This is a genomic window from uncultured Haliea sp. (assembly GCF_963973825.1).
Classification (GTDB): domain Bacteria; phylum Pseudomonadota; class Gammaproteobacteria; order Pseudomonadales; family Halieaceae; genus Haliea.
In genome coordinates this window covers 19,915-45,044 of the sequence record NZ_CAXBAE010000013.1, presented here as the reverse complement: position 1 = coordinate 45,044, position 25,130 = coordinate 19,915, and the positions used below count along the sequence as shown (strand labels likewise).

Sequence of the window (25,130 nt, the reverse complement as noted above, 5' to 3'; positions counted from 1 at the left end):
CCCGCCCCGCGGCGTGAAGACCGGGCTCAGCGTTCCAGCGGGGTGCTGCCGTTGCGCGTGGCAACCAGCTGCTCATTGAGATTAACGATCGAGTTGGCCATATCCACCAGCAGGCTGTGGATGGTGGCCGGGTTGTTGGCGATGAGATCCGTGAACTGCTCCTTGCGCACTTTCACTACCGAGCAGCGCGTCCGCGCGCGCACCGTGGCACTGCGGTCAGACTGGGTCAGCGCCGCCATGGCGCCAAAAATCTCCCCTTCATTGATGCGACCCACGACCACATCGTCCACCAGTACTTCCGCGCTGCCGGACGAGAGGTTGAACACGTATTCCGCCCGTTCGCCCTGCCGGATGATCACATCGCCGGGCTGGAACTCCTCGAATCCCGGCGTCGCAAGGCCGGATTCCGGTGTGTTCGCCGCGGTGATACGCAGCATGAGGCCAGCGTAGGTGACCAGCAGGCGGGTCCACACTTTCACCGCCGCCGGGTTGGCAAACACCTTCTGCATCAGCTCCAGCCCGGGAAAGGCGTACAGGCTGGCACCGGCTTCACTGCCGAACACCACGGCCATATTGGCATTGCTGGTGCCGGCAATATCCGGCAGCAGCAGGTCGCCTTCATCCAGCAGATAAACGGTGCGCCCGAGATAGCGCGCGGTGAGGGAGCCGCTTGCCACCAGATAGAAGCGGGTGGCATCGAAGCCGCGAAACGACCCATTGCGAACGGCCTCTACCTGAACCTGCACAGGCTGGATGTCGACAATATCGATCAATGCCGACACCAGCTCCTTGAACTGCTGGTTGAGGTGGGTAAAGTCGGGAGAAAGTTCAGCGTTTGCCAGCATCACCGTGCTCTTTGTCAGTCTTTGCGCGGCCATCGCGCCCGCCTTCGGCAGCCGTGGAGGCCTGCCCTGTCTGCCGGCACCGCACGCCTGCGCATACTACCAACTATTCAGGCAGCGGAGAATCGCCAAAGCCGGGATTTGTACACCGGGAGGATGCCAACGCCCCGGCAGGGCGTGATAATATCGCCACCCCCGCTTCGATGGATCGTACCATAGTGAAAATAAGCCAAGACACCGTCGTTACATTTCATTACTCACTGCAGAATACGGCCGGCGAGGAACTGGAATCCTCCCGCGGCGGTGACCCCAGCGCCTACCTGCACGGCACCAACAATATCCTGCCTGCATTGGAGTCGGCACTGGAGGGCCTGGAAGCCGGCGCACACACTGAGGTGGAGCTGGCGCCCGCCGACGCCTACGGTGAGCGGCGCGAGGGCCGCGTGCAGAAAGTGCCGGTGAAGCATCTGGTGTACCGGGGCAAACTGCAGCCGGGGATGACGGTACAGCTCAACACCAGCGAAGGGCGCCACCCGGTAACCGTGACCAGGGTGGGCCGCCACAGCGCCGAGATCGACACCAATCATCCCCTGGCGGGCCAGACGCTGCGCTTCGCCATCGAAATCGTTGACGTGCGTGCCGCCAGCGCTGACGAAAAAGCCCACGGCCACGCCCACGGCGTGGGCGGCCATCACCACTGACCGTGGGTCAGTGGCTCAACACGCGCTTCGAGGCTCTCTCGGCCGCTGAGCTGTACGCGGTGCTGCAACTGCGCCAGGATATTTTTGTGGTGGAGCAGGCCTGCGTGTATCGCGACCTCGATGGCCTGGATGCGCAATGCTGGCACATGCGCCACCAGCGGGGCGCAGAACTACTCGCCTATCAACGCTGCCTGCCGCCGGGCCTCAGCTATGCCGAGAGCTCACTGGGCAGGATTACGGTGCCCGCGGCCGCGCGAGGGACGGGGCTGGGGCGTGCGCTGGTGCAACGGGGTATCGATTTCAACCGCCAACAATGGCCCGGGGCAGGCATTGCGATTGGCGCCCAGGCCTATTTGCGGGACTTCTATGCCAGCCTGGGTTTTGTCGCCAGCGGCGAACCCTACCTGGAAGATGGCATCTTCCACCTGCACATGCGGCTTATGCCGGGCTAGTCTCCAGCAAAAAGGTCACCGGCCCGTCGTTTACCAGACTCACCTGCATGTTGGCGCCGAATTCCCCGGCGGCGACACCGGCGTGGCGTTCACGCAGCTGTGCCAGCATCCACGCGAAAAACGGCTCCGCCTCTTGCGGCGCCATGGCGGTGGAAAAGCCGGGCCGCAGGCCCTTGCGGGTATCTGCCGCGAGGGTGAACTGGGACACCAGCAACACTTCGCCGCCGGCATCCCGCACGCTGCGATTCATGCGGCCCTCGTCATCGGGAAAAATGCGATAGCTGAGCAGCCTGTCCAGCAGGCGCAGACCCGCTTCGCGCTGGTCGCCCTGCTCCAGCCCGAGAAACACCAGCAAACCACTACCGATTTCCCCGACACAGCGCTCCCCCACGGTCACTTTCGCCGTGGTGACGCGCTGCAGCAGAGCCTTCACGCCTCAGGCGCGACCGGCGCGGCGGCGCTCGTGCTCGAGCAGCAGCTTCTTGCGCAGGCGAATGCTTTCCGGCGTGACTTCTACCAGCTCGTCCTCTTCGATGAACTCCAGCGCCTGCTCCAGGCTGTGGCGAACATGCGGGGTGAGCGTCAGGGCCTCATCCGTGCCGGAAGCGCGCACGTTGGTCAACTGCTTGCCCTTGATCGGGTTCACGGTCAGGTCGTTACCGCGACTGTGCAGACCGATAATCTGCCCCTCGTAGACCTCCACGTTGGGGCCCACGAACAGGCGACCACGGTCCTGCAGGTTGAACAACGAGTAGGCGAGGGTCTTACCCTTGACCATGGACACCAGCACACCGTTGGTGCGGCGGGCGATCTCCTGATTCTTCACCGCACCGTAATGGTCGAACACGTGGGTGAGAATACCACTGCCGGAGGTCAGGGTCAGGAACAGGCCGCGGAAGCCGATAAGGCCGCGGGCGGGTATGATGAACTCCAGGCGCACCCGGCCCTTGCCGTCCAGCGTCATGTTCTCCAGCGATGCGCGACGCAGGCCCAGCTCTTCCATGATCGCGCCCTGGTGCTGCTCCTCACAGTCGATCACCAGCTGCTCGTAGGGTTCCTGCATGACGCCGTCAATTTCTTTCTGAATCACCTCGGGACGCGAAACACCGAGCTCGAAACCCTCGCGGCGCATGCTCTCGATGAGTACCGACAGGTGCAGCTCCCCACGCCCGGACACCTTGAACTTGTCCGGCGTATCACCCGGCTCTACCCGCAGTGCCACGTTGTGGATCAGCTCGCGTTCAAGGCGCTCCTTGATATTGCGCGTGGTGACGAACTTGCCCTCACGGCCGGCGAAGGGCGAGTCATTGACCTGGAAGGTCATGCTGACGGTGGGTTCGTCAACGGTCAGGGGCGGCAGGGCCTCTACGGTGGCGGGGTCACACAGCGTGTCGGAAATGTTCAGCCCCTCGATACCGGTCACGCAGACAATGTCCCCGGCCTCTACAGAGGGGACTTCAACCCGCTCCAGCCCCATGTAGCCCATCACCTGCAGGACGCGTCCGTTGCGGGTTTTGCCCTGGCGATCAATCACCGTGACCTGGGTGTTCGGCTTCAGGGTACCGCGGGTCACACGGCCCACACCGATGACACCGACGTAGCTGTTGTAATCCAGCGCGCTGATCTGCAGCTGCAACGGGCCATCGCGGTCTACCGCGGGTGTCGGCACCTTGTCGATGATGGTCTGGAACAGCGGCTGCATGTCGTCTGCCATGGCCTCGTGATCAAGGCCGGCAATGCCCTGGATGGCGGAGGCATAGACGATGGGGAAGTCGAGCTGCTCGTCGGTGGCGCCGAGCCGATCAAACAGGTCAAACACCTGGTCGACCACCCAGTCGGGGCGTGCGCCCGGACGATCCACCTTGTTGATGACCACGATGGGGTTCAGGCCCTGCTCGAAGGCCTTGGAGGTCACGAAACGGGTTTGCGGCATAGGGCCGTCAACCGCGTCTACCAACAGGAGCACAGAGTCCACCATGGACAGTACGCGCTCCACCTCACCGCCGAAGTCGGCGTGTCCGGGGGTGTCCACGATGTTGATCCGGTAGTCGTTCCAGCGGATCGCCGTATTCTTGGCCAGAATGGTGATACCGCGCTCCCGCTCCTGGTCATTGGAGTCCATGATACGCTCTGCCCCTTCGGAGCGACGGTCAAGGGTTCCCGACTGATTCAGCAGGCAGTCCACGAGCGTGGTCTTGCCGTGGTCAACGTGGGCAATAATGGCGATGTTGCGAAGCTTCTCAATCAAGGGAGTTCCTCAGTCCGGGGGCCCGGCAGCAAAAAAGGCGGCGGATTATACCCCAGCACCGCAGTGAGCGGAGCGCCCGTTTCCGGTGATAATGCGGTATTCGCGCCAGATCAGGCAGCAGCGGCTACAGGCGGGCGCCGGCAGCGTTGGCGGCAGAATGTCGCCACGCGCCCGTCGTGCACCAAAATAAAGCACTGACGCATCAAAATAGAGCACGGCGATGGGGCGCCACTGCACGGGCGGTGATAAACTGCTGCAAAACAGGGAGTTAGGCCCCCTGGAATCTTGGCATGGGTTTTGCTGTTAGGAATCCTGCCAAGATTCGCTGGCCGCTGACGGAGCGCTCGCAAGCAACCGCCGCACCAGGAACACGCACTGCGCCGAAGACTGTGGCACGACTTTACACCCCATGGAGGACATCCAATGTCAGAGCATACTCTGAACCTGATCAAGAATAGCGAAGCAAAATGGGTCGACCTGCGCTTCACGGACACCAAAGGCAAGGAACAGCACGTCACCCTGCCCGCCAGCTCCGTGGACGAAGATTTCTTCGAAGACGGCCAGATGTTCGATGGTTCCTCCATCGCCGGCTGGAAGGGCATCAACGAGTCAGACATGATCCTGATGCCGGACGACAGCACTGCGGTGCTGGATCCCTTCACCGATGACACCACCGTTATCCTGCGTTGTGACATCGTCGAGCCAAGCACCATGCAAGGCTACGAGCGCGACCCGCGGTCCGTTGCACGTCGCGCCCAGGAATACCTGCAGACCACCGGTATTGGCGACACCGCCTTCTTCGGCCCTGAGCCCGAGTTCTTCGTCTTCGATGACATCAAGTGGCACGCTGATATCTCTGGCGCCGGCTACGCCATCAGCTCCTCCGAGGCCGCCTGGTCGTCCAACCTGCACCAGGAAGACGGCAACACCGGCCACCGTCCGCGCGTGAAAGGCGGCTACTTCCCGGTTCCTCCGGTAGATTCGCTGCACGACATCCGCGCAGCCATGTGCACCGCCATGGAGCAAATGGGCCTGGGCGTCGAGGTACACCACCACGAAGTGGGCACTGCCGGACAGTGTGAAATCGGCGTCAAGTTCAACACCCTGGTCAAGAAAGCAGACGAAGTACAGATCCTCAAGTACTGCGTGCACAACGTGGCGCACGCCTACGGCAAAACCGCCACCTTCATGCCCAAGCCACTGGTCGGTGACAACGGTTCCGGCATGCACGTGCACATGTCCATCTCCAAGGACGGCGTAAACACCTTTGCCGGCGACGGGTACTCCGGGCTGTCAGAAACCGCGCTGTACTACATCGGTGGTGTCATCAAGCACGCCAAGGCGCTGAACGCCTTCACCAACCCGGCGACCAACTCCTACAAGCGCCTGGTGCCCGGCTTTGAGGCACCTGTGATGCTGGCCTATTCAGCCCGCAACCGCTCCGCGTCGATCCGCATTCCCTACGTTGCGAGCCCCAAGGGCAAGCGCGTGGAAGTGCGCTTCCCCGACCCGGCTGCCAACCCCTACCTGGCCTTTGCCGCACTGCTGATGGCGGGCCTCGACGGCATCCAGAACAAGATCCACCCCGGCGATGCCGCCGACAAGGACCTGTACGACCTGCCGCCCGAGGAAGGCAAGGCCATCCCCACCGTGTGCTCCAGCCTGAGCGAAGCGCTGAAGTCACTCGATGAGGACCGTGGCTTCCTGACCGCAGGCGGCGTGTTCACCGACGACATGATTGATGGCTACATCGACCTGAAGGCGGCCGACATCGAGCGCCTGAACATGACCACACACCCGGTCGAGTTCGACATGTACTACTCCGTGTAAGCTGCGGAACGCTGTTTCCAGGCCCGCCACGTGCGGGCCTTTTTTATGCCCGCAGCACCCCGCCCCGGGGATAGGGCACCAACGCTTTTTCTGCTAAGGTTATGGGGAATCGCCGCGCCGGAGGCTATCGGGCATGATCCGTCTACTGCTGCTGTTATCGCTGCTGTTGCCTGTGGCCACCCAGGCCAGTCAGCCTATCTACAAATCCACAGATGCCCAGGGCAACGTGGTGTTTACCGACAAACCACCCGCTGAAGGCACCGCCCGTGAAGAAGTGACCCTGCGCCGCCTGAACACGCAGCCAGCGCCCGACATGAGCAGTGCGCCCGCGCCGCGCGATATCGCCCCGGAGGCGGAGCCAGCCGTAGCGCGGACGGTGACGATCACCTCGCCGGCAGACCAGACCGTGATACCCATGGGGCAGGGTGACTTTACTGTGGAGGCCTCTGCACAGCCCCCACTCAGCTCGGGCGAGAAGCTGGTGCTGCAGATTGACGGCGCACCGGTAGGCGATGCCCAGACGAACGGACGCTGGGCCCTGACCAATGTGTTGCGCGGTGGTCACGACCTCACGGTGGTGCGCCTTGGTGCCAGTGGCGCCGAAGTCGCGCGCTCCCCATCGGTACACGTCCAGGTCATGCGACCCTACAATATCCAGAACCGCAATTAGCCCCACACTGGACAGCGCCAGAGCCACCGTGCACTATATTGGTGCGAATGACCGGTGGTGGCTGGAAAACGCTTCGACAACCTGCCCGGAATCGCGAAAGCTTGCCATTTTCGCCTTTAAAGTAAGCACTCACTACCTATAAAAATCCCTGTTTTACTGACAGGTTGGTGAAGGGCAGCCCCTAAAGGCCAAGTTGGCGTTATTCTTGCTTTGCCAACAGGCGTACCGCGCTCAGGCGGTCAATCATGGGGCAGGCATGCAGCAGAAACCCGACATTCTGGACCACATCAGCACCGGCGTGATCGCTTTGGACGCACAGCTGCGCGTCACGGCAATCAACTCGGCGGCGGAGGTGCTGCTGGAGGCCTCGGCCACACGGGCCATGGGGGTCGATGTCAGCCAGCTGGTGCAGCAGGCGGGCGAATTGCTGCAAACCCTGAAGCAGGCCCGGGCCAACCGCGCCACCCTGGCCCGGCGGGGCATGCTACTGGTCACACACACCGGCCAGGAAGTACAAATCGACCTGATTGTCACCGTGCTGCACGGCGAACAGGGCGATAGCCTGCTGCTGGAGCTGATTCCTATTGACCGGCTGCAGCGGATCAGCCGGGAAGAAAGCATGCTGCACGCGCAGGAAACGACCCGTGCGGTGATCCGTGGTCTGGCGCATGAGATCAAGAACCCGCTGGGTGGCGTGCGGGGGGCGGCCCAGCTGCTGGCCAAGGAACTGCCCAACGAAGAACTCGCAGAGTACACCCGTATTATCATCCGCGAGGCGGACCGCCTGCGCGACCTGGTGGATCGCCTGCTTGGCCCCAACCAGCGGCTGGCGATAGAGCCGGTGAATATCCACGAAATCATTGAGCATGTGCGCAACCTCATCTCGGCCGAGGTGAATAACGCTGTCACCATCAACCGCGACTACGACCCCAGCCTCCCGCCGCTGCCGGTAGATCGCGCACAGCTCATCCAGGCGGTGCTGAACATCATGCGCAATGCCCTGCAGGCGGCGGCGTCGCCGGAAGCGTGCAGCATTCTTCTGCGCACCCGCTCGCAGCGGCAGTTCACGATCAGTGGTCGGCGACACCGCCTGGTATGCCGCGTCGATATCATCGACAACGGCCCCGGTATTCCGGCAGACCTGCAGCAGGCCATTTTTGTGCCCATGGTGACCGGACGCCCGGACGGCACCGGGCTGGGACTGTCCATAGCGCAGTCCATCATCAACCGCCACGGCGGCCTGCTGGAGTGTGCCAGCGAACCGGGTAACACCCGTTTTACCCTTTATTTACCAATGGAACAGAGCCATGCAGAGACACGCTAAAGTCTGGGTCGTGGATGATGACAGCTCTATCCGCTGGGTGCTGGAACGCGCGCTCAGCCAGGCCGGTATCGACAACGAGAGCTTTTCCGATGGCGACCAGCTGATCGAGCGCATGCTTTCCGAGCAGCCGGACGTCATCATCAGCGACATACGTATGCCCGGTATCGACGGCCTGGACCTGCTGACGCGCATCAACGATCAGCACCCGGAACTGCCTGTCATCATCACCACCGCCCATTCCGACCTGGAGAGCGCTGTCGCCTCCTACCAGCGCGGCGCATTTGAGTACCTGCCGAAGCCCTTCGACATTGACGAAGTGGTGGCGATCACCGAGCGCGCACTGGCACAGGCGCGGGAGAAGCGCGGGGAAATGACCCTGCCCGAAGCCCTGCCGGACACCGAGATCATCGGCGAAGCCCCGGCCATGCAGGAGGTTTTCCGCGCCATCGGGCGACTGGCACAGAGCAACATCACCGTGCTGATCAACGGCGAATCCGGTACCGGCAAGGAGCTGGTGGCCCGGGCCCTGCATCGCCACAGCCCGCGGGCCCAGCGCCCCTTCATTGCCCTGAACATGGCGGCGATACCCCGGGACCTGATGGAATCCGAGCTGTTTGGCCATGAAAAGGGCGCCTTCACCGGTGCCAACAGCAAGCGCGAAGGCCGGTTCGAGCAGGCCAACGGCGGCACGCTGTTTCTTGACGAAATTGGCGACATGCCAGCGGAAACGCAAACGCGCCTGTTGCGGGTGCTCGCCGACGGCGAGTTCTACCGCGTGGGGGGGCATACCTCAGTCAAGGTCGATGTGCGCATCATCGCCGCGACCCACCAGGACCTGGAAGAGCGGGTACAGCGCGGCGACTTTCGCGAAGACCTGTTCCACCGCCTGAACGTGATCCGTATCCACATACCCAAGCTGGCGGAGCGGCGGGAGGACATCCCGCGGCTGATGAAATTCTTCTTTCGCAAGGCCGCCGAGGAACTGGGCGGTGAGCCGAAGCTGCTGCTGCCGGAGACCGAGCGCTTTCTTACCGCGCTGTCCTGGCCCGGCAACGTGCGGCAGCTGGAAAACACCTGTCGCTGGCTGACCGTCATGGCCTCCGGGCGTGAGATTCACCTGCGCGACCTGCCTCCGGAACTGGGCAAGGTGGCGGCGCCCGCGGCGGGCGGCGGCTCCTCGCAATGGAACGAGCAACTGGGCCAGTGGGCGCGCAAGGAACTGCAGCAGGGCAAGCACCACATTCTGCGCCAGGCGGTACCCATGTTCGAGCGGGCCATGATTGAAGTGGCGCTGGCGCAAACCCAGGGCCGCAAGCGCGATGCCGCGGAGCTCCTGGGCTGGGGTCGCAATACGCTCACCCGCAAAATGAAAGATCTGGATATGAGCGACTGAGGGACGGCATACTGCGTGCATGCTGAACATCGTCCTGTACGAACCGGAAATTCCCCCGAACACCGGCAATATCATCCGCCTGTGCGCCAACACCGGCTGCCAACTGCACCTGATTGAACCACTGGGGTTCGAGCTGGACGACCGCCGCCTGCGCCGCGCCGGCCTGGACTACCGGGAGTTCGCCAACGTGAAGGTGCATGCCTCACTGGAAGCACTGCGCAGCAGCCTGCCACACTCGCGCCTGCTGGCTGTCAGCACCCGGGGCACCACGCCACACCACAGGGCAGACTTCCGCCGTGGCGACGCGATTCTATTGGGCCCGGAAACGCGCGGTCTGCCGCAGGCGCTGCTGGATGCATTGCCGGCGGAGCAGGTCTTGAGAATTCCCATGCAGGCCGACAGCCGCAGCCTCAACCTGAGCAATGCGGCTGCCATTCTGTGTTACGAAGGCTTGCGCCAGCTCGGCTTTCCCGGGCTGGCGTGAACGGCGGGGCGTGCGCAGCCGACCGGCGCCGGACAGGCGCGGCCGGGTAGCAGACTAGTGCTCGGTGCCAGCGGCAGCGGCCGGTGCCTGGCCCTGCTCCTGTGAGCGCGCCAGCGCCTGCATATACAGGCCATCGAAGTTCACCGGCGCAAGCATGACCGGGGGAAAGCCGCCCTTCACACACAGGGAGTCGATATTCTCACGGGCGTAGGGGAAGAGGATGTTCGGCGCCGCCGTGGCCAGTACGCGGCGCAGATTCTCGCCGTCGAAGCCCTTGATCAGGAAGATGCCCGCCTGCTGGATTTCAACCAGGAAGGCTGTTTCGTCTTCCATCTTGGCAGTCACCGTAATGGTCAGCACCACTTCGTAATTGCCGTTCTCGTCAATGGCATCGCTCTTGGTGTTGAGGTCGACATTCACCTTGGGCTGCCACTGCTTGCGAAACACGCCCGGGCTGGCAGGCGACTCGAACGACAGATCCTTGTTGTAGATGCGCTGCAAAACAAACTGCTGTTGCGCCGGTTCTTGTGCGGCGCCTGCTGCTGTTGCTTGTTCATCGGCCATTGAGCCGTCCTCCATCAGGTTGTGTTAGCGGCCGGGCGCCTGTTGCGCCTGGGCCAATAGGGAATCGAGACGGCCCTGGCGCTCCAGCGCCACCAGCTCGTCGCAGCCGCCGACATGCACGTCGCCGACCCATATCTGCGGCACCGTATGGCGACCGCTGAGGCGCTCCATCTCGGCGCGCTTTGCGCGGTCACCATCGACCGGAATGTCCAGAAACTCTACGCCCTTGTCGGCCAGCAGCCTGCGCGCTCGCACGCAATAGGGGCAGAAGCGCGTGGTGTACAGGGTTACCGGAGCCGTCACGAGCGCGACCTACTTGACCGTGGGCAGCTGCAGGTTACTCCACTCCAGCATACCGCCACCCATCTTGTAGACCTTTTCATAGCCGGCGGCCTTGAGCTGTTTACCCGCAGGGCCAGCTGTCTGTCCCATCTTGCAGACCAGGATGACCGGGCGCTGGCGATACTTGGCCAGTTCGTCCATGCGGGCAGGCAGTTTGGCCGCGGGAATGTTCAGCGCATCGACGATGTGCCCGCTTTTGAACTCCGCGGCATCGCGCAGGTCAACGAAAACGCCCTCTTCCGCGTTCACCAGGGTAATGGCCTGCTGTGGCGTCAGGGCCGGACCGGACTTGCGTGCCTCGTGCATCACCAGCATGACGACCACCGCCAGCAATGCGGCAAACAGCACCCACTGCTGTATGAAAAATTCGATAAACAGGGCCATAACCGTGTTGTGCGCTCACCTGTGAGAAACTGTTCGGAGGCCACCCCGGGCACACATTGGCAAAGCGCCGGCGGGAGGGCTGCAGAAAAGGCCGCAAGTATACAGGCTAAGCCCTGCGGCAACCAGCCTGCCCAGCGGGCGATGCGATTCCCCCAGCGACAGGGTAGAATGGCAGCCCCCCGGCTTTTCGCCACCACCGGAGCATTGGATCGAGCATGAGCAACCCCCGCAAGCAGCCCACCGTACTGATCATCCTGGACGGCTGGGGCCACCGCGAAGAGGCCCGCGACAACGCGATTGTGCAGGCCAACACCCCGGTGTGGGACCGGCTCTGGAGCGAGGCGCCGCATACGCTGGTGTCTGGTTCGGGGCTGGATGTCGGGCTGCCCGCAGGGCAAATGGGCAACTCAGAGGTTGGCCACATGAGCCTCGGCTCCGGCCGGGTTATCTACCAGAACATCACACGCATCGACCAGGCCATCGCCGATGGCAGCTTCAACAACAACCCTGCCTATACGCAGGCGATCGACGCCGCAGCCACCGGCGGCGGCGCGGTGCATGTACTCGGCCTGCTGTCCCCCGGCGGTGTGCACAGCCACGAGGACCAGATACTTGCCGCCGTGCGCCTGGCCGCGGCGCGCGGGGCGAGCCAGGTGTATCTGCACGCATTCCTGGACGGACGCGACACACCCCCGCGCAGCGCCGACGCGTCTCTGGCCAAAGCCGAGGCACTGTTTGCCGAGCTCGGCTGTGGCCGTGTGGCAAGCATCGTGGGGCGCTACTACGCCATGGACCGCGACAACCGCTGGGAGCGCATTGAGCAAGCCTGGCAGCTGCTGACAACCGGCACCGCAGCGCACCACGCCGACACCGCGCGGGCCGCCCTCGCGGCCGCCTATGCCCGTGATGAAAATGACGAGTTCGTGCTGCCCACCGCAGTCGGCGCCGAGGGTGACCCCAGTGGCGCCATATGCGATGGCGACTGCGTGTTGTTCATGAACTTCCGCTCTGACCGCGCGCGCCAGCTCACCCGCGCCTTCACCGACCCGGCGTTCAACAGTTTCGAACGTGGCGCGGTGCCGAAACTCGCTGGTTTCGTCACCACCACTGAGTACGCGGCAGATATCAACGCACCCTGCGCCTTCCCGCCGGAGCACCTGAACAACGTGCTGGGCGAATACCTGGCGGATCAGGGCAAAACCCAGCTGCGCATCGCTGAAACCGAGAAATATGCTCACGTCACGTTTTTCTTCAGTGGCGGACGGGAGGACACATTCCCGGGCGAGGAGCGCATCATGGTGCCCTCACCAGACGTCGCCACCTATGACCTGCAACCCGAAATGAGTGCCCCGGAAGTCACCGACAAACTGGTTGAGGCCATCCACAGTGGCCGCTACGACCTGATTGTCTGCAACTACGCCAACGGCGACATGGTCGGCCACACCGGTATTTTTGCCGCCGCGGTACGCGCCGTGGAAGCCCTGGACGCCTGTCTGGGCAGGGTGGAAGCGGCCTTGCTGGAGGTGGGCGGCCAGGCTCTGATCACCGCGGACCACGGCAACTGCGAGCAGATGGTCGACTACGAATCCGGCCAGCTGCATACGCAGCACACCACTGAGCAGGTACCGCTGGTGTATATCGGGCAGCGGGACTGTGAACTGGATCCCGCCGGCGGTATTCTCGCCGATATCGCACCCAGCCTGCTGTGCCTGATGGGGCTACCGCAACCCGCGGAAATGACCGGGCACAGCCTGGCGCGCTGCCAGGATTAGCCATGCCTCGCCTGCGCCAGCATCGTGCAGGCCTGTTGCTGGGCATCGCCCTGCTCTGCCTGCCACTGGCCATGCCCGCCTCGCCGCAGGATGACGAAGCGCAGGCGCGCGCCAGTCTCGCCGAATTGCAGGCCCGGATCAAGGCCGTGACCGGGCAGCTGGACCAGGCGCGCAGCCAGCTGAGCAGCGAACAGAAGCAGCTCCGTGAAGCGGAAAGACGTCTCGGCGAGCTGCAGACAGCAATCGGCAACAACCGCGACGCCATCCGCAGCACCGAGGCCGAGCTTGCCTCACTCGCCCGGCGCAGCAGCGAGCTGGAGGCCGCCCGCGACAGCCAACAGGTACGCATAGGTACCGAGTTGCGCGCGGCCTGGCAAATGGGTCAGCAGGGCACAGTGAAAGTGCTGCTCAATCAGGAAAGTCCACACACGGTGGCGCGCGCCATGGCCTACTACCGCTACTTCTTCGAGGCGCGCAACGAGCTGGTGGTTGCCTATCGCGCGACACTGGCGGAGCTTTCCGCCATCGCAGCCCGCAGCCAGACCGCAGCCCTCGAACTGGAAGCGCAGCAGGCGCAGCTGCAGAGCCAGCAGGAAGCACTGCTGGCCTCGCGCGCGCAGCGTGAGCAGGCCATTGGCGCGCTGGCTGCCAATATCCGCAGCAAGGACGACGAGCTACAGCAACTGGAGCGCGACAGGGAAGAGCTGGAGCAACTGTTGGAGTCGATCAAACAGGCCATCGTAGAAATCGAGCTGCCGACCGACTACAAACCCTTCGCCAGCCGCAAGGGCAGCATGAGCTGGCCCATCGAGGCCCGCCGCAGCAACGGCTTCGGCGCCAGCCGCGGCGTCGGCGGCATGCGCTGGCAGGGCATCAACCTCATCGCCGAGGAAGGCACGCCGGTGCGTGCCATCCACCACGGCCGTGTGGTGTTCGCCGACTGGCTGCGCGGTTCCGGCCTGCTGCTCATACTCGATCACGGCGACGGCTACATGAGCCTGTACGCTCACAACCAGAGCCTGTTGAAAGAGGTCGGCGAATGGGTGGCACCGGGCACGCCGGTGAGCACCGTCGGCAGCAGCGGCGGCCTTGAGCGCTCGGCTCTGTATTTTGAAATACGCAAGGATGGCAAGCCTCTGGACCCGGTCGCTTGGTGCCGCTGAAGCCCCGCGCTTGCGCGGTTTCAGCCGGAATCGGTTACACTGGGGCCTTTCATCTGGCAACGGCGCAACGCCGACGGCGGTAACTCATGCAGTCACAGTTCTCTCCCCTGGCAGTCCTGCGCAGTGCGCTGCTGGCCTGTTTCCTGGGGGCGCCCGCAGCGCTGGCGCAGCACACTCAACAGGATGCCCAGCTGCCGCTGGACGCGCTGCGCACCTTCGCCGACGTGTTCAACCAGATCCGCATCGGCTACGTGGAGGAAATCGACGACAGCACACTGCTGGAGTACGCCATCCAGGGCATGCTGATGAACCTGGATCCACATTCTGCCTATCTCACGGAAGAAGCCTTCGAAGACCTGCAAACCAATACCAGCGGCGAGTTCAGCGGGCTCGGCATTGAGGTGGGCATGGAAGACGGCTACGTCAAGATCGTCGCGCCCATTGACGGCTCGCCCGCCGCAGAAGCAGGCCTGATGAGCGGTGACCTGATCCTCAAGCTGGATGGCAAGCAGGTGAAAGGGCTTTCCCTGAACGAGGCCATTGAACTCATGCGTGGCCCGAAGGGTAGCCCAATCGAACTGCAGATAGGCCGGCCCGGCACCAGCCAGCCTTTCGATATCACCCTGAAACGCGACACCATCAAGGTGGCCAGCGTGCGCGAGCGCTTTCTGGAGCCGGGCTACGGCTACATCCGCGTGGCGCAGTTCCAGACCGGCACCGGTGACGATGTGGGCGCTGCGCTGCAGCGGCTGATGGCCAAGGGCCCGCTGAAAGGCCTGGTGCTGGACCTGCGCAACAACCCCGGCGGTGTGCTCGGTGCCAGCGTTGAAGTAGCCGGGTTGTTCATGGATGGTGGACTGGTGGTGTACACCGAGGGCCGACTGGCCAACTCTGAAATGCGCTACTCGGCTGAAGCCGGGGACGCCAGCGGCGGCGCGCCACTGGTGGTACTGATCAATGGCGGTTCCGCCAGCGCCTCGGAAATCGTGGCCGGGGCCCTGCAGGACCAGAAGCGCGCGGTCATCATGGGCACTGACAGCTTCGGCAAGGGTTCCGTGCAAACTGTCATGCCCATCTCTGAATCCCGCGCCGTCAAGCTCACCACCGCGCTGTACTTCACACCCAATGGCCGCTCCATCCAGGCGTCAGGTATCGAGCCCGACATTATTGTAGAGCGCGCCCAGGTCACTGCCTACGACACATCCAACCAGATTACCGAAGCCGACCTGACGCGCCGGCTGGACAACGTGAACGGCGAAACCCGCCGCAGCCAGCGCCAGTCGGAGGGCCTGCTGGGCACCGACAACCAGCTCTATGAAGCGCTCACGCTGCTGAAGGGCGTGAACATCCTCGGCCTGCGCAGCGCCCCTGCCAACGCCGGTACGGCGGGCGACGGCTGACCGCATGTGGCGGGGTCTGCTGCTGGCGTTGCTGCTCCCTGTAGCCGCCTGGGGCATGCGCCCGCTGGAAACGCCCCAGGCCTTGCCCGCCTCCGGCGGCCTCGTCGGCACCGCCTACCGCGCGCCGCTGCCCAGCCAGCCCCCGCCCTTCGTACTGCCACCGGGCGACCCGGCCACGCTGGTCATTATCATTGACGACCTCGGCAACCGCCTCAAAGAAGGACGGCAGACCGTCGCCCTGCCCGGGCGCATCAGCGTGGCGGTGCTGCCCCACACACCTCACGGTGCGCGCCTCGCCGAAGAGGCCCACCGCGCCGGCAAGGACGTGATGCTGCATGCCCCCATGAGCACACTGGATCACCGCCCCCTCGGGCCTGGCGCGCTCACCAATGAGTTATCGCAAACCGAGTTCCGCGACACGCTGGACGCCGCGCTGGCCAGCGTGCCGCATGTGCGGGGCGTGAACAACCACATGGGCAGCGGGCTCACCCAGAGTCCCGAACCCATGCGCTGGCTGATGGCCGAGCTCACCGAGCGCCAGCTCTATTTCGTGGACTCGCGTACCCACAGTGCCACAGTGGCCGCCGCCGTCGCGGCCGAAGCCGGCCTGCCGCACCTGTCACGGCAGGTGTTTCTGGACAACGTGGCGGAACCGGCGGCGATTGCCGAACGCTTTAGAGCGGCCGTCAAGCAAGCACGGCAACAGGGCAGCGCGGTGGTTATTGGGCATCCATACCCGGCAACGATCGCGTTTTTACAGGACATACTGCCACGGCTGGAAGAGCAGGGCATTCACTTGGCAACGGTATCGGAAGTGTTGGAGCTGTAGCGCCGACAGCCCACCCTGTTTATTTGAGTTCACTCAATGGGGTGCAGGTTGCAGCGTATACACTGGTCAATGCGACCGCTGTGCCACTGCTTCAAATAATGCGCGCTCTGCGATTTCTACTAATCGGAGCCTGTCGACAATAGCAAAGAGGCCTGCATCACAGCCTGCACTCGGTTATGAACGTTCAGCTTTCTGAACACATTCTTGAGATGGAAGCGAACCGTATTTTCCGAAAGGTCTAAATCTCTGGCGATCGATTTGTTTGAGGCGCCAACTGCCAGCAAGGTCATAATTTCCTGCTCGCGCGCGCTAAGCGTGACAGTTACGCTCTTGTCTCGTACTTCAGCCGCCGTAAACCGTTTCTGTATCGACAACGCGTGTTGCACCGTATGCTCGGATAGCGCTTGCCCAGTCAAAACCAGGGTGATTAGCTCATCGAGATATGCCCCCTCGTCCAGCAAGGGGCGGATAAATCCAGTGTGCTCTGACAGTGTGAGGGCTTCTGCCATATAGCCTTGAGCATCTGTTTCCTCACCTATGGCCCAGGCAGCTTGTGCCATGAGTAACGTGTAACGCAGCAAAGAGCGCAAACGGCCTTGATGTCGCGCATCTTCAGAGAAATACTCAAGCTCCACCAAGGCTTCTCGCCCGCGGCCTTCGGCAAACAGTAGGCGACACATGGCCAAAGCCGCCACATCACGCTCGCGCCAAGCCGCTTGCTTACCATCACCCTGTCGATAGTCCGCGAGCTTCATTCCGGAATCAGACACCAAAGACCGTGCTGCCTTTAATTGCCCTGCTCGCACCAACAACTCGATGCGCTGGCATACAAGAAGGTCTTCAAGTCGCGCCAATCGCTGCTGATCGGCGTATTTCATAGCCTTGTCCAGCAGACGTAATGCTGACACCAGGCCAGACCGGCGAAATTCAATGTTACTAGCAGTGCAGTAGCCCGCCAGATAAATATCAAACCATGCCTCGCGCGCCTCCAGTTCACGGGGAAGCTGTCGGAGCACCGAAAGCGAAAAATCGTCCCGACCCAACTCATCCATCAGTTCGAGCATCAGAACATGACCGATAAGTCGAATCCCCTTGTCTTCGCCAAACTTCCTGCGAGCAATATCCAGGCCTTTTCGGTATAACTTTTCTGCACTGTCGGATTTTCCTTCCGCAAAGCTTGCATCACCTTGATGGAAGTACAGGTAGCTCTCGCCATAGAGAGAGCCGATCTCTCTAAAATTTCGAATAGCCTCTCGCGCGTAAAGGCGCGCACTGCGAAAATCTCCCTGCTGCGTATGTACGACACACAGTAAATTGTAATGAAAGGCACGACATCCCGGACCCTCTCTGTCTATTTCAGCCGTAGAGTCGAGCAAAGCACGGTAGCTCGTCTCCTGAATCTGGTGGCCCGAATAAATCGCGAGATACGCATCGATCTGGCGGAAATCATTCAGAAGCGCTCCTGACGCGCTGGATGGCCGAATAGATTGATCACCAACCGCCAAATGCTCAGCGCTTCTGTAGGTCTGCGAAGCCTTGAAAACCATACCATCCTTCACTTCGATAATGGCCTGCAAGAGGAGAAGCAGCGGAGAACGACCGATGACTTCCGGGTTAAGAAGCCGGAGCGCTAGACGGATACGAGTAATCCCTTCACGCAGCCATAGAGAAATTGCACCCATGGACTCAATAATATCGATTGCACGGTCAGGTTCATCAGCAAGCACACTGTGGCGAACAGCATTCACCAGATCCAGTTCGCGCGCGTGCCACTCGGCAATTCGGCCATGTAACCGGCGCAGGAGTTCAGGGGCCTGCAACTGCAACCGGCGGTATAAATGGTCTCGCAGCAGGGGGTGTAACTCGACGGTTTCTCCCGGGCTTGAGATAGAGCGTATCAGGCAGTGCAGATGCTTGAGCTGATGCACTCGCGCAAGGCTGTCAGTCGCCTCTCGAACAAAATCCGCCATTACACAATCAACCCGTTCCAGAGGCGAAAGTGACATAAGGAACTGCTGATCCGCCGGCGCCAGACCATCCAATATCTGGTGCGCGAGGTAGGCCGACAACGTCGCAGCGTCACTGTCCAATTCCTGCAACAATCGGTCATGGTCGCGCTCGCTGGACAACGCGCTCCGCAGCATCTGTACGACAACTGGCCACCCCCCGGTGCGCCGGTAAATATCTTCGATAACGCCCGCCGGCAGCTGGTCAGCAAAGAGTTCGCGAATCTCGGGGAGCGTAAACTGCAGCGCTGCCGCGTCAACGCGCAACACGGCACCCTCCACCTCCAGCCTGCTGACATCTAACGCGCTATCATCTCTGGTAGCGACAAAAAGGTGTAAATTTTCAGGCGCATAGCGCAAGAGGCGCTGAATAACCGAACGGACAGTACTGCCTGACAACTGCTCAAAGTCGTCCAGAATGAGTAAAACCGGCTCGGAAAGAGCTTCGATACTGCGCTGAATAAGGGTGAGAATCTGCCGGGGTACCACCTCACCCTGCAAGGTTACGCCATCGTCCTCCCCCAACCGCAGCACGCCAGCCTGATATAGGCTAAAAGCCAGATAGACCAGCAGCTGCCGCTCGTCGTCGTCATCCTCGTCAAGAGCGAGCCAGCAACAGGCAGCCGCTTCGCAGGGCAAATGTTGAAGCCACGAAGATAGCAAAGTGCTCTTCCCGTAGCCGGCCGGCGCCCTAAGAATGGTCGCCTGCCTGGATAGCCCTTCATTCAACTTCAACTCTAGGCCGCGGCGTATCAGCACATCAACACGTGGCACCGGCGGGTACACCTTGGCGGGAACCAGCCAAGGAGGGAAGAGCGCCCCGTCGCTGCTCAAATCAGCTTTCAACCTATATCGCATGGCCTTGAATGTATAAGACTCACACCAAGAAATCGACTGCCTTTAGCTTTGCAGCAACTACCCGTTCGGGTGGCAAATAATTGTTTTCGAACATTCGCCCACTACCCTCGGACAGCGCGATACCACACCGTCCACTGGTTGTAGTCAGTTTCGCCGCTGGCTAGCTTAAGTCACAAAGGGAAAAAGAGTACGCAAGGCCATGAGAATAGGCGTCGACGTTGGCGGAACAAACACGGATGCAGTTCTAGTGGACGGCACCTCGGTGATCGCGAGCTGTAAGCAGACAACAACATCAGATGTCAGCTCCGGCATTCAAACAGCAATGCAGCGGGTACTCGATTCAGCAGACGTTGCCGCTGACACCATCACGTCCGTCATGATTGGCACGACCCACTTTACCAACGCCTTTGTTGCACGCCAATCTTTGCAGAAAGTCGGCATATTGCGCGTTGCACTGCCCGCGGCAAGCGGTATCCCCCCGCTGGTAGATTGGCCTGAAGACCTGCGCGAGGCCATTGAAGGGCCCTGCTTTCAGGTCCGGGGCGGATTCCAATACGACGGACGTGTCAACGCGGAACTGGACGAGGGTGGTGTGCGTGATGCGGCTCGCCGCTTCGCCGCTGCCGGCATTGAGACAATTTCGATCTCCTCACTGTTTTCGCCCATCAATGCGGACATGGAGTTGCGCGCCGCCGAAATTGTCCGGGAGACCATGGGCAAGGACATCTCCATTACCCTCTCTCACACCATCGGCAGAATTGGCCTGTTGGAGAGGGAAAATGCGACTATCATGAATGCATCACTCGCACGGCTTTCGCGCGATGTCGTGCGCTCTTTCGCGACGGCGATTAACGCACTTAAGCTCAATGCTCCGTTCTACATCAGCCAGAACGATGGCACCCTGATGAGTGCAGATTTCGTTGAACGCTACCCGGTACTCACCTTCGCATCAGGCCCCACCAACAGCATGCGCGGTGCGGCGCGCCTCGCCAACCACCATACGGCAATGGTCGCTGATATAGGTGGTACCACCACCGACTTCGGCTGGCTGCAAGGTGGATTTCCGCGCGAGTCGACCGTGTCCGTGGACGTCGGCGGCGTACGCACCAACTTCCGTATGCCTGACATTTACGCCATGGGGCTGGGTGGCGGCTCGAGAGTTGTCCTGGAAGGCAATGAGGTCCGCATTGGCCCGGGCTCTGTAGGCTATCGCTTGACCGAAGATGCATTGGTATTTGGTGGCACTATGCTGACCACCACCGACATTGCCGTCGCAGCGGGCTACGCGGATATCGGTGACAGAGGCAGGGTTGACCACCTCGACACAAAACTGGTTGAGCGCTGCGTACAGAGAATACACGACATGATTGCGCAGGGTGTCGACCGCATGAAGACCAGTGCTGACCCGGTCCCACTGATTCTCGTCGGGGGTGGCTCAGTACTGGTCAACCGCGAGATACCCGGCTGCTCGGAAGTGATAGTGCCTGACCACGCGGGCGTGGCCAATGCGATCGGCGCATCGATTGCTCAGATAGGCGGGGAAACAGATCGGGTTTTCTTTTACGACGAGTGCGGCAGGGAAGCAGCTATGGATGCGGCACGCGCGGAAGCCTGTGAGCGCGCAATTGCCGCTGGAGCAGCCAGCGATAGCCTCAAAGTTATCGATCTTGAAGAGCTGCCACTGGCCTACGTTCCAGGCAATGCCGTCCGAGTGAAGGTTAAGGTCGCCGGTGACCTCGCACCCAAGAACCCCGCACAACACCTGAGAGGCTCCTCCACGCAATGAAACTCAGCAAAAAAGACCTAAAGTACATTGCTACCGGGGCAGCGTTTCTGGGCACAGGTGGCGGCGGAGACCCATATATTGGCCGCATGTTGGCCACCAGCGCGATCGAGGAGTTCGGTGCACCCGACCTCATCAGCGCCGAGAGCCTCGCCGACGATGCCAATGTCTACACCATTGCCATGCTTGGCGCACCCACGGTTCTCGTGGAGAAAGGCGCCGCGGGAGCAGACCTTGACCTCGCACTGCAGGGCCTGCAGGACTATACCGGCAAAGTGGCCGATGCCGTCATCCCGATTGAGATTGGAGGAGTGAATTCGCTGGTACCGGTAGTGGCCGCAGCGCGCACCGGCCTGCCACTGGTAGACGCCGACGGCATGGGGCGCGCCTTTCCCGAGCTGCAGATGATTACCTACAACGTCCATGGCGTTTCTTGCACACCCCTGGTAGTCGCAGATGAGCACCTGAACTCCTTGGTCGTGAATGCAGGCAGCGCGAAACGCGCCGAGGACCTGGTACGCGTTTGTGCGGTCGAAATGGGCGCGAGTGTCATGCTCTCCAGTTATTTGATGACCGGGCGTCAGGTGAAGGACTGCGCCGTACTCGGCACTATGACCTTGGCGCTGCAAATTGGCCGCGCAATTTTGGATGGACGCCGCTCCGGCGACCCGGTGGAGGCACTTCTAAAGACCCTGCGCGCTACACCTTACTACAACAACTGCAAGGTCATCTTCGATGGCAAAGTGCGTGATCTGCAGCGCGAAACCCAGGGCGGATTTTCCGTGGGGATTTGCGAAATCGCCCCTCTGGATGGGAATGGTGCGCCGCTTCGACTGACTTTCCAAAATGAGCACCTGGTAGCACATCAGGCGGGAGTAGTGCGCGCAATCGTGCCTGACCTCATTTGTGTCGTCGACAGAGAAACCGCTGAGCCGATACCTGTTGAAGGCCTGAAATACGGCCAGCGCGTTAAGGTACTCGGCGTAAGCTCGCCACCTAATCTCAGATCCGCGGAAGCACTGGCCGTATTCGGGCCTGCAGCCTTCGGTCTGAAAGATCCATTCCAGCCAATCGAAACACTTTAGCAAGCAAAAACACGTCCAAACAGGGGAAGAGAGATGCGACACAACAAAAAACTACTGGCGATACTGGTTTCAGCTACCAGCATGGGCTACCAGCCACAGCTTGCGGCACAACCACGAGAAGGGCTTCAGCTGGAAGAAGTTATCGTTACTGCACAGAAGCGCGAACAAAGTTTCAACGACGTGGGCATTTCAGTGACCGCGCTAACGGGAGACGACCTCGCCGCACTGCGCATGAATCAACCCATCGACATCGCAGCGCAAACACCCAACCTGCGCATCAACAATATTATCGCCAACTCCATCCCCAACGTGACGATACGCGGCGTTGGCCTGAATGATTACGCCACCAACAACAATCCCGCGGCCGGCATATACATCGACGAAGTCTATCTCGTTTCGCCGGCAATGCTCAGCTTCCAAATGCATGACCTGGCGCGAGTCGAAGTGCTGAAGGGCCCACAGGGTACGCTTTTTGGCCGTAACACTACGGCCGGCGCCGTAAACTTCATCGCCAACCGGCCTACTGAAGAGTTCGAAGCTGGCGCCACACTGGAATATGGAAGGTTTGGCTACGCCTCCGGTCAGGGCTTTGTCAGTGGAGAACTCGCACCGGGCCTGAGTGGGCGTCTTTCGGCCCAGCGGATACGGCAAAGCGACGGACATCAGACCAACCGCGTAAACGGGGAGGATGTTGGAAAAATTGACAGCACCGCGTGGCGCGGTCTGCTGCAGTGGCAACCCACCGAGCGACTGGATTTCCTGCTCAATGTGCATGGCGGCAAGGATGACTCGGATGTCTTTCTGATAAAAATCGATAATCCCTTCTCAGCTGAAGACGACGGTGACCGTGACGTATTCAGCTCCGGGGCATCCGTGGACACCCGGCAGGACATCGACAGCGAGGGCTTCTCACTCACAGCAAACTGGGAGTTTGCGCAACAACTCACATTGACCTCTATCAGCGCATGGGAAGAGTTGGACCGTTTCCACATTGAGGACCGGGATGCCACCAGCCTGCTGCAGCTCGACGGGTATTTCGACAACGCCATTGAGCAATTTTCACAGGAACTACGAGTCAGCTACTTAGGTGATACCTGGGTGTGGATCGCCGGCGCCTTCTACGGCAATGACGAGGTGAAAACCCGCGACCGCTTTGACGCCGGAGACCTGCTGCCTCTGCTGGGGCTCGACGGCTTCGAGTCACTCGGCAACGAGTACCGCCAGGAGACCGATTCCGCCGCAGCCTTTATCCACACTGAATGGGCCGTGATGGAGGACTGGCGGCTGACTTCGGGGTTGCGCTATACGGACGAAAAGAAGACTTTTTCAGATGCCTTTACCTATCTGATCGGCGGTGGTGAGGAAGCCCCCTTGTTCCCCGCAGTCAGGAATGAATACACCACGGATAATCTCTCAGGAAAGATCGGCCTGGACTACACCGGCTTCGAGAATATGCTGCTGTATGCGAGTGTATCCAAAGGCTTCAAGTCAGGCGGCTTTCAGGGGCAGCTCACCTTCGAGCCAAGCGATTTACAGCCCTTTGATGACGAAACACTTTGGGCCTATGAAGCAGGCACCAAGCTGACGCTGCTAGAGGGTTCAATGCAACTCAATGCATCATTCTTCTTTTACGACTATGAAGACATGCAGTTCTACGGAGGCATTTTTGACTCGCCGGTTGGCACGCTGTTTGGCATCGCCAATGTGGGCGACTCCGAGGTAACAGGGGGCGAAATCGAACTGGCCTGGCGCGCAACAGAATCATTGGATGTGCGGCTGGGGCTTGGCCTACTGGATACCGAAATCACACGCTCGATAGTCGGCGGGGTTGCAGAGGGCAGCGAGCTGCCAAACTCGCCCGAGGTGAACGTCAATGGGATGATTCGCTACGAGCAGCCACTGTCCGCGGGCCTCTACTTTGAAACCATTGTCGACTTCAACTACCAGGACGATGTGACCTTCGACATCGTGCGTCAACCTGTTGAGGCGGTGGAGGCTAGCTACTGGCTTTGGAATGCAAGGGCGGGCATTGGCACACAAACCGGTGAGTGGAAGGTATCCGTTTGGGGTAAGAACTTGTCGGATGAGCGTTACAGAACCCAGGTTCTGAACTCAAGCGTTGGCTACGGCGAATCCTGGGGCATGCCGCGCACCTACGGCTTAAGCCTTGAACTCGATTTGTAAGGATTCTGGCAGCCCATGAGGAGCACAGTATGAAGTCCATCGTTCATATCATTACCCCAATCATCACCGAGGGCATACGCAGCCTTGATGATGTAGATCCTTTTTTGCGTGCAGATCTTGAAGTTCGGCACAGCCTGATCAAGAACGGCCCTGCGTCCATCGAGTGCGCGGCAGATGAAGCACTGAGTGTGCCTGGCATTCTCGAAGAGGCCATTGCGGCCGAGCAAGCGGGCGCATCCGCAATCATCATTGATTGCATGGGTGATCCTGGCCTGGAGGCATGCCGGGAAGTAGTATCGATTCCTGTTCTGGGTCCGGCGCAAACCTGCATGCATTACGCCAGTATGCTCGGGCAGAAATTCGCTTTCATCACCGTGCTCGATCAACTGAAACCGATGATCGACGGACTGGCGGCACGCTACGGCCTGATGGACAACTACGCCGGGTTCGGAGCCATCAATGTACCTGTACTGGATATTGAAGAGCGCATCGACGACGTAATTGAACAACTATTTGAGGCATCGTTGCACAGCATCACCAAATCAAGAGCGGGTGCAATCATTCTTGGTTGCACCGGTTTCTTCGGTTGCGCAGAGGCCATAGCTACTCGCCTTGAAGCGGCCGGCTATACCGTACCGGTGTTAGACCCAATACCGCTGGCCCTTCACGCCGCAGACGCTCTAGTAAAAACAGGCCTCTCGCATAGCGGTAGCATTTACCATAAGCCGAGGCGCAAGGCCCTACGCGGATACTCCTTGCAGGGTTTTTATGATGTGGCTAACAGTTAGGCGCAGTCGCACACTGCGCGACGCCTTG

General features: G+C 61.1%; 22 protein-coding genes. 15 read left to right on the top strand and 7 right to left on the bottom strand.

Going from position 1 to position 25,130, the window contains the following annotated elements:
• Window positions 1-26: 26 nt before the first annotated feature.
• Window positions 27-845 (bottom strand): cyclic nucleotide-binding domain-containing protein, encoded by an 819-nt coding sequence (locus AACZ17_RS14205; protein ID WP_339638617.1) that lies wholly within the window; start codon window positions 843-845, stop codon window positions 27-29.
• 215 nt (window positions 846-1,060) lie between these two features.
• Between AACZ17_RS14205 and AACZ17_RS14200 the strand changes: the two genes are divergently transcribed.
• Together AACZ17_RS14200 and AACZ17_RS14195 are read left to right on the top strand one after the other, a co-directional pair.
• Window positions 1,061-1,543, top strand: coding sequence for a peptidylprolyl isomerase (locus AACZ17_RS14200; RefSeq protein ID WP_290741321.1), 483 nt, complete (start codon window positions 1,061-1,063; stop codon window positions 1,541-1,543).
• 2 nt (window positions 1,544-1,545) lie between these two features.
• A complete protein-coding gene (locus AACZ17_RS14195) occupies window positions 1,546-1,995 on the top strand; it encodes a GNAT family N-acetyltransferase (protein ID WP_290741319.1) in 450 nt (149 codons plus the stop codon).
• Here AACZ17_RS14195 and dtd read toward each other — a convergent pair.
• Entirely contained in the window at window positions 1,982-2,428 is a 447-nt protein-coding gene (gene dtd / locus AACZ17_RS14190) for a D-aminoacyl-tRNA deacylase (protein ID WP_290741316.1), read from the bottom strand. The genes AACZ17_RS14195 and dtd overlap by 14 nt on opposite strands.
• A 3-nt stretch (window positions 2,429-2,431) precedes the next feature.
• Entirely contained in the window at window positions 2,432-4,243 is a 1,812-nt protein-coding gene (gene typA, locus AACZ17_RS14185; RefSeq protein WP_290741314.1) for a translational GTPase TypA, read from the bottom strand.
• A 423-nt stretch (window positions 4,244-4,666) separates the two neighbouring features.
• Between typA and glnA the strand changes: the two genes are divergently transcribed.
• The 5 genes from glnA (at window position 4,667) to trmL (ending at window position 9,944) form a co-directional block, all read left to right on the top strand.
• Window positions 4,667-6,073: a glutamate--ammonia ligase gene (gene glnA / locus AACZ17_RS14180; protein WP_290741311.1), complete on the top strand. Its 1,407-nt coding sequence runs from the start codon at window positions 4,667-4,669 to the stop codon at window positions 6,071-6,073.
• A 133-nt stretch (window positions 6,074-6,206) separates the two neighbouring features.
• Window positions 6,207-6,743, top strand: coding sequence for a DUF4124 domain-containing protein (locus AACZ17_RS14175; protein WP_290741309.1), 537 nt, complete (start codon window positions 6,207-6,209; stop codon window positions 6,741-6,743).
• Between the two features lie 256 nt (window positions 6,744-6,999).
• The gene (glnL, locus tag AACZ17_RS14170; protein ID WP_290741307.1) at window positions 7,000-8,067 is read left to right on the top strand and encodes a nitrogen regulation protein NR(II); all 1,068 of its coding nucleotides are present in this window, start codon (window positions 7,000-7,002) and stop codon (window positions 8,065-8,067) included.
• The gene (glnG, locus tag AACZ17_RS14165) at window positions 8,051-9,460 is read left to right on the top strand and encodes a nitrogen regulation protein NR(I) (protein ID WP_290741305.1); all 1,410 of its coding nucleotides are present in this window, start codon (window positions 8,051-8,053) and stop codon (window positions 9,458-9,460) included. Before glnL ends, glnG begins: the two co-directional genes overlap by 17 nt.
• A gap of 19 nt (window positions 9,461-9,479) precedes the next feature.
• Window positions 9,480-9,944, top strand: a complete 465-nt coding sequence (gene trmL / locus AACZ17_RS14160) for a tRNA (uridine(34)/cytosine(34)/5-carboxymethylaminomethyluridine(34)-2'-O)-methyltransferase TrmL (RefSeq protein WP_290741302.1) — start codon at window positions 9,480-9,482, stop codon at window positions 9,942-9,944.
• A 54-nt stretch (window positions 9,945-9,998) separates the two neighbouring features.
• On the opposite strand, the gene secB is transcribed toward trmL, so the two are convergent.
• The 3 genes from secB to AACZ17_RS14145 are packed head-to-tail and all read right to left on the bottom strand — an operon-like array spanning window position 9,999 to window position 11,234.
• The gene (gene secB, locus AACZ17_RS14155; protein WP_290741300.1) at window positions 9,999-10,508 is read right to left on the bottom strand and encodes a protein-export chaperone SecB; all 510 of its coding nucleotides are present in this window, start codon (window positions 10,506-10,508) and stop codon (window positions 9,999-10,001) included.
• Window positions 10,509-10,532: 24 nt separating this feature from the next.
• Window positions 10,533-10,811: a glutaredoxin 3 gene (gene grxC, locus AACZ17_RS14150; RefSeq protein ID WP_290741298.1), complete on the bottom strand. Its 279-nt coding sequence runs from the start codon at window positions 10,809-10,811 to the stop codon at window positions 10,533-10,535.
• Window positions 10,812-10,820: 9 nt separating this feature from the next.
• The gene (locus AACZ17_RS14145) at window positions 10,821-11,234 is read right to left on the bottom strand and encodes a rhodanese-like domain-containing protein (protein WP_290741296.1); all 414 of its coding nucleotides are present in this window, start codon (window positions 11,232-11,234) and stop codon (window positions 10,821-10,823) included.
• A 215-nt stretch (window positions 11,235-11,449) separates the two neighbouring features.
• Between AACZ17_RS14145 and gpmI the strand changes: the two genes are divergently transcribed.
• The 4 genes from gpmI to AACZ17_RS14125 all read left to right on the top strand — a co-directional run bounded on the left by gpmI (window position 11,450) and on the right by AACZ17_RS14125 (window position 16,398).
• Window positions 11,450-13,006, top strand: a complete 1,557-nt coding sequence (gpmI, locus tag AACZ17_RS14140; RefSeq protein ID WP_290741294.1) for a 2,3-bisphosphoglycerate-independent phosphoglycerate mutase — start codon at window positions 11,450-11,452, stop codon at window positions 13,004-13,006.
• Window positions 13,007-13,008: 2 nt separating this feature from the next.
• Window positions 13,009-14,169, top strand: coding sequence for a peptidoglycan DD-metalloendopeptidase family protein (locus AACZ17_RS14135; RefSeq protein ID WP_290741292.1), 1,161 nt, complete (start codon window positions 13,009-13,011; stop codon window positions 14,167-14,169).
• An 86-nt stretch (window positions 14,170-14,255) separates the two neighbouring features.
• Window positions 14,256-15,569: a S41 family peptidase gene (locus AACZ17_RS14130; RefSeq protein WP_290741290.1), complete on the top strand. Its 1,314-nt coding sequence runs from the start codon at window positions 14,256-14,258 to the stop codon at window positions 15,567-15,569.
• Between the two features lie 4 nt (window positions 15,570-15,573).
• Window positions 15,574-16,398: a divergent polysaccharide deacetylase family protein gene (locus AACZ17_RS14125; RefSeq protein WP_290741288.1), complete on the top strand. Its 825-nt coding sequence runs from the start codon at window positions 15,574-15,576 to the stop codon at window positions 16,396-16,398.
• Between the two features lie 119 nt (window positions 16,399-16,517).
• Here the strand turns inward: AACZ17_RS14125 and AACZ17_RS14120 are convergent, their stop codons facing one another.
• Window positions 16,518-19,250: a LuxR C-terminal-related transcriptional regulator gene (locus tag AACZ17_RS14120; RefSeq protein WP_290741286.1), complete on the bottom strand. Its 2,733-nt coding sequence runs from the start codon at window positions 19,248-19,250 to the stop codon at window positions 16,518-16,520.
• 211 nt (window positions 19,251-19,461) lie between these two features.
• Here AACZ17_RS14120 and AACZ17_RS14115 point away from each other — a divergent pair, with 211 nt between their 5' ends.
• The 4 genes from AACZ17_RS14115 to AACZ17_RS14100 are packed head-to-tail and all read left to right on the top strand — an operon-like array spanning window position 19,462 to window position 25,102.
• Window positions 19,462-21,048 (top strand): hydantoinase/oxoprolinase family protein, encoded by a 1,587-nt coding sequence (locus AACZ17_RS14115; RefSeq protein ID WP_290741284.1) that lies wholly within the window; start codon window positions 19,462-19,464, stop codon window positions 21,046-21,048.
• Window positions 21,045-22,130, top strand: coding sequence for a DUF917 domain-containing protein (locus AACZ17_RS14110; protein WP_290741282.1), 1,086 nt, complete (start codon window positions 21,045-21,047; stop codon window positions 22,128-22,130). Before AACZ17_RS14115 ends, AACZ17_RS14110 begins: the two co-directional genes overlap by 4 nt.
• A gap of 33 nt (window positions 22,131-22,163) precedes the next feature.
• Window positions 22,164-24,314 carry a TonB-dependent receptor gene (locus tag AACZ17_RS14105; RefSeq protein ID WP_290741280.1) on the top strand — a complete coding sequence of 717 codons (2,151 nt, stop codon included), beginning with the start codon at window positions 22,164-22,166 and terminating at the stop codon, window positions 24,312-24,314.
• 29 nt (window positions 24,315-24,343) lie between these two features.
• Window positions 24,344-25,102: an aspartate/glutamate racemase family protein gene (locus AACZ17_RS14100; RefSeq protein WP_290741278.1), complete on the top strand. Its 759-nt coding sequence runs from the start codon at window positions 24,344-24,346 to the stop codon at window positions 25,100-25,102.
• The last annotated feature ends 28 nt before the right edge of the window (window positions 25,103-25,130 follow it).

What these genes read in the sequence shown, in the direction of transcription:
- secB (WP_290741300.1), bottom strand. Translation starts at nt 10,508, where the DNA reads ATGGCCGATGAACAAGCAACAGCAGCAGGCGCCGCACAAGAACCGGCG.
- glnG (WP_290741305.1), top strand. Translation starts at nt 8,051, where the DNA reads ATGCAGAGACACGCTAAAGTCTGGGTCGTGGATGATGACAGCTCTATC.
- AACZ17_RS14175 (WP_290741309.1), top strand. Translation starts at nt 6,207, where the DNA reads ATGATCCGTCTACTGCTGCTGTTATCGCTGCTGTTGCCTGTGGCCACC.
- glnL (WP_290741307.1), top strand. Translation starts at nt 7,000, where the DNA reads ATGCAGCAGAAACCCGACATTCTGGACCACATCAGCACCGGCGTGATC.
- AACZ17_RS14145 (WP_290741296.1), bottom strand. Translation starts at nt 11,234, where the DNA reads ATGGCCCTGTTTATCGAATTTTTCATACAGCAGTGGGTGCTGTTTGCC.
- AACZ17_RS14115 (WP_290741284.1), top strand. Translation starts at nt 19,462, where the DNA reads ATGAGAATAGGCGTCGACGTTGGCGGAACAAACACGGATGCAGTTCTA.
- AACZ17_RS14125 (WP_290741288.1), top strand. Translation starts at nt 15,574, where the DNA reads ATGTGGCGGGGTCTGCTGCTGGCGTTGCTGCTCCCTGTAGCCGCCTGG.
- glnA (WP_290741311.1), top strand. Translation starts at nt 4,667, where the DNA reads ATGTCAGAGCATACTCTGAACCTGATCAAGAATAGCGAAGCAAAATGG.
- AACZ17_RS14100 (WP_290741278.1), top strand. Translation starts at nt 24,344, where the DNA reads ATGAAGTCCATCGTTCATATCATTACCCCAATCATCACCGAGGGCATA.
- AACZ17_RS14205 (WP_339638617.1), bottom strand. Translation starts at nt 845, where the DNA reads ATGCTGGCAAACGCTGAACTTTCTCCCGACTTTACCCACCTCAACCAG.
- AACZ17_RS14105 (WP_290741280.1), top strand. Translation starts at nt 22,164, where the DNA reads ATGCGACACAACAAAAAACTACTGGCGATACTGGTTTCAGCTACCAGC.
- trmL (WP_290741302.1), top strand. Translation starts at nt 9,480, where the DNA reads ATGCTGAACATCGTCCTGTACGAACCGGAAATTCCCCCGAACACCGGC.
- gpmI (WP_290741294.1), top strand. Translation starts at nt 11,450, where the DNA reads ATGAGCAACCCCCGCAAGCAGCCCACCGTACTGATCATCCTGGACGGC.
- AACZ17_RS14130 (WP_290741290.1), top strand. Translation starts at nt 14,256, where the DNA reads ATGCAGTCACAGTTCTCTCCCCTGGCAGTCCTGCGCAGTGCGCTGCTG.
- AACZ17_RS14110 (WP_290741282.1), top strand. Translation starts at nt 21,045, where the DNA reads ATGAAACTCAGCAAAAAAGACCTAAAGTACATTGCTACCGGGGCAGCG.
- AACZ17_RS14135 (WP_290741292.1), top strand. Translation starts at nt 13,009, where the DNA reads ATGCCTCGCCTGCGCCAGCATCGTGCAGGCCTGTTGCTGGGCATCGCC.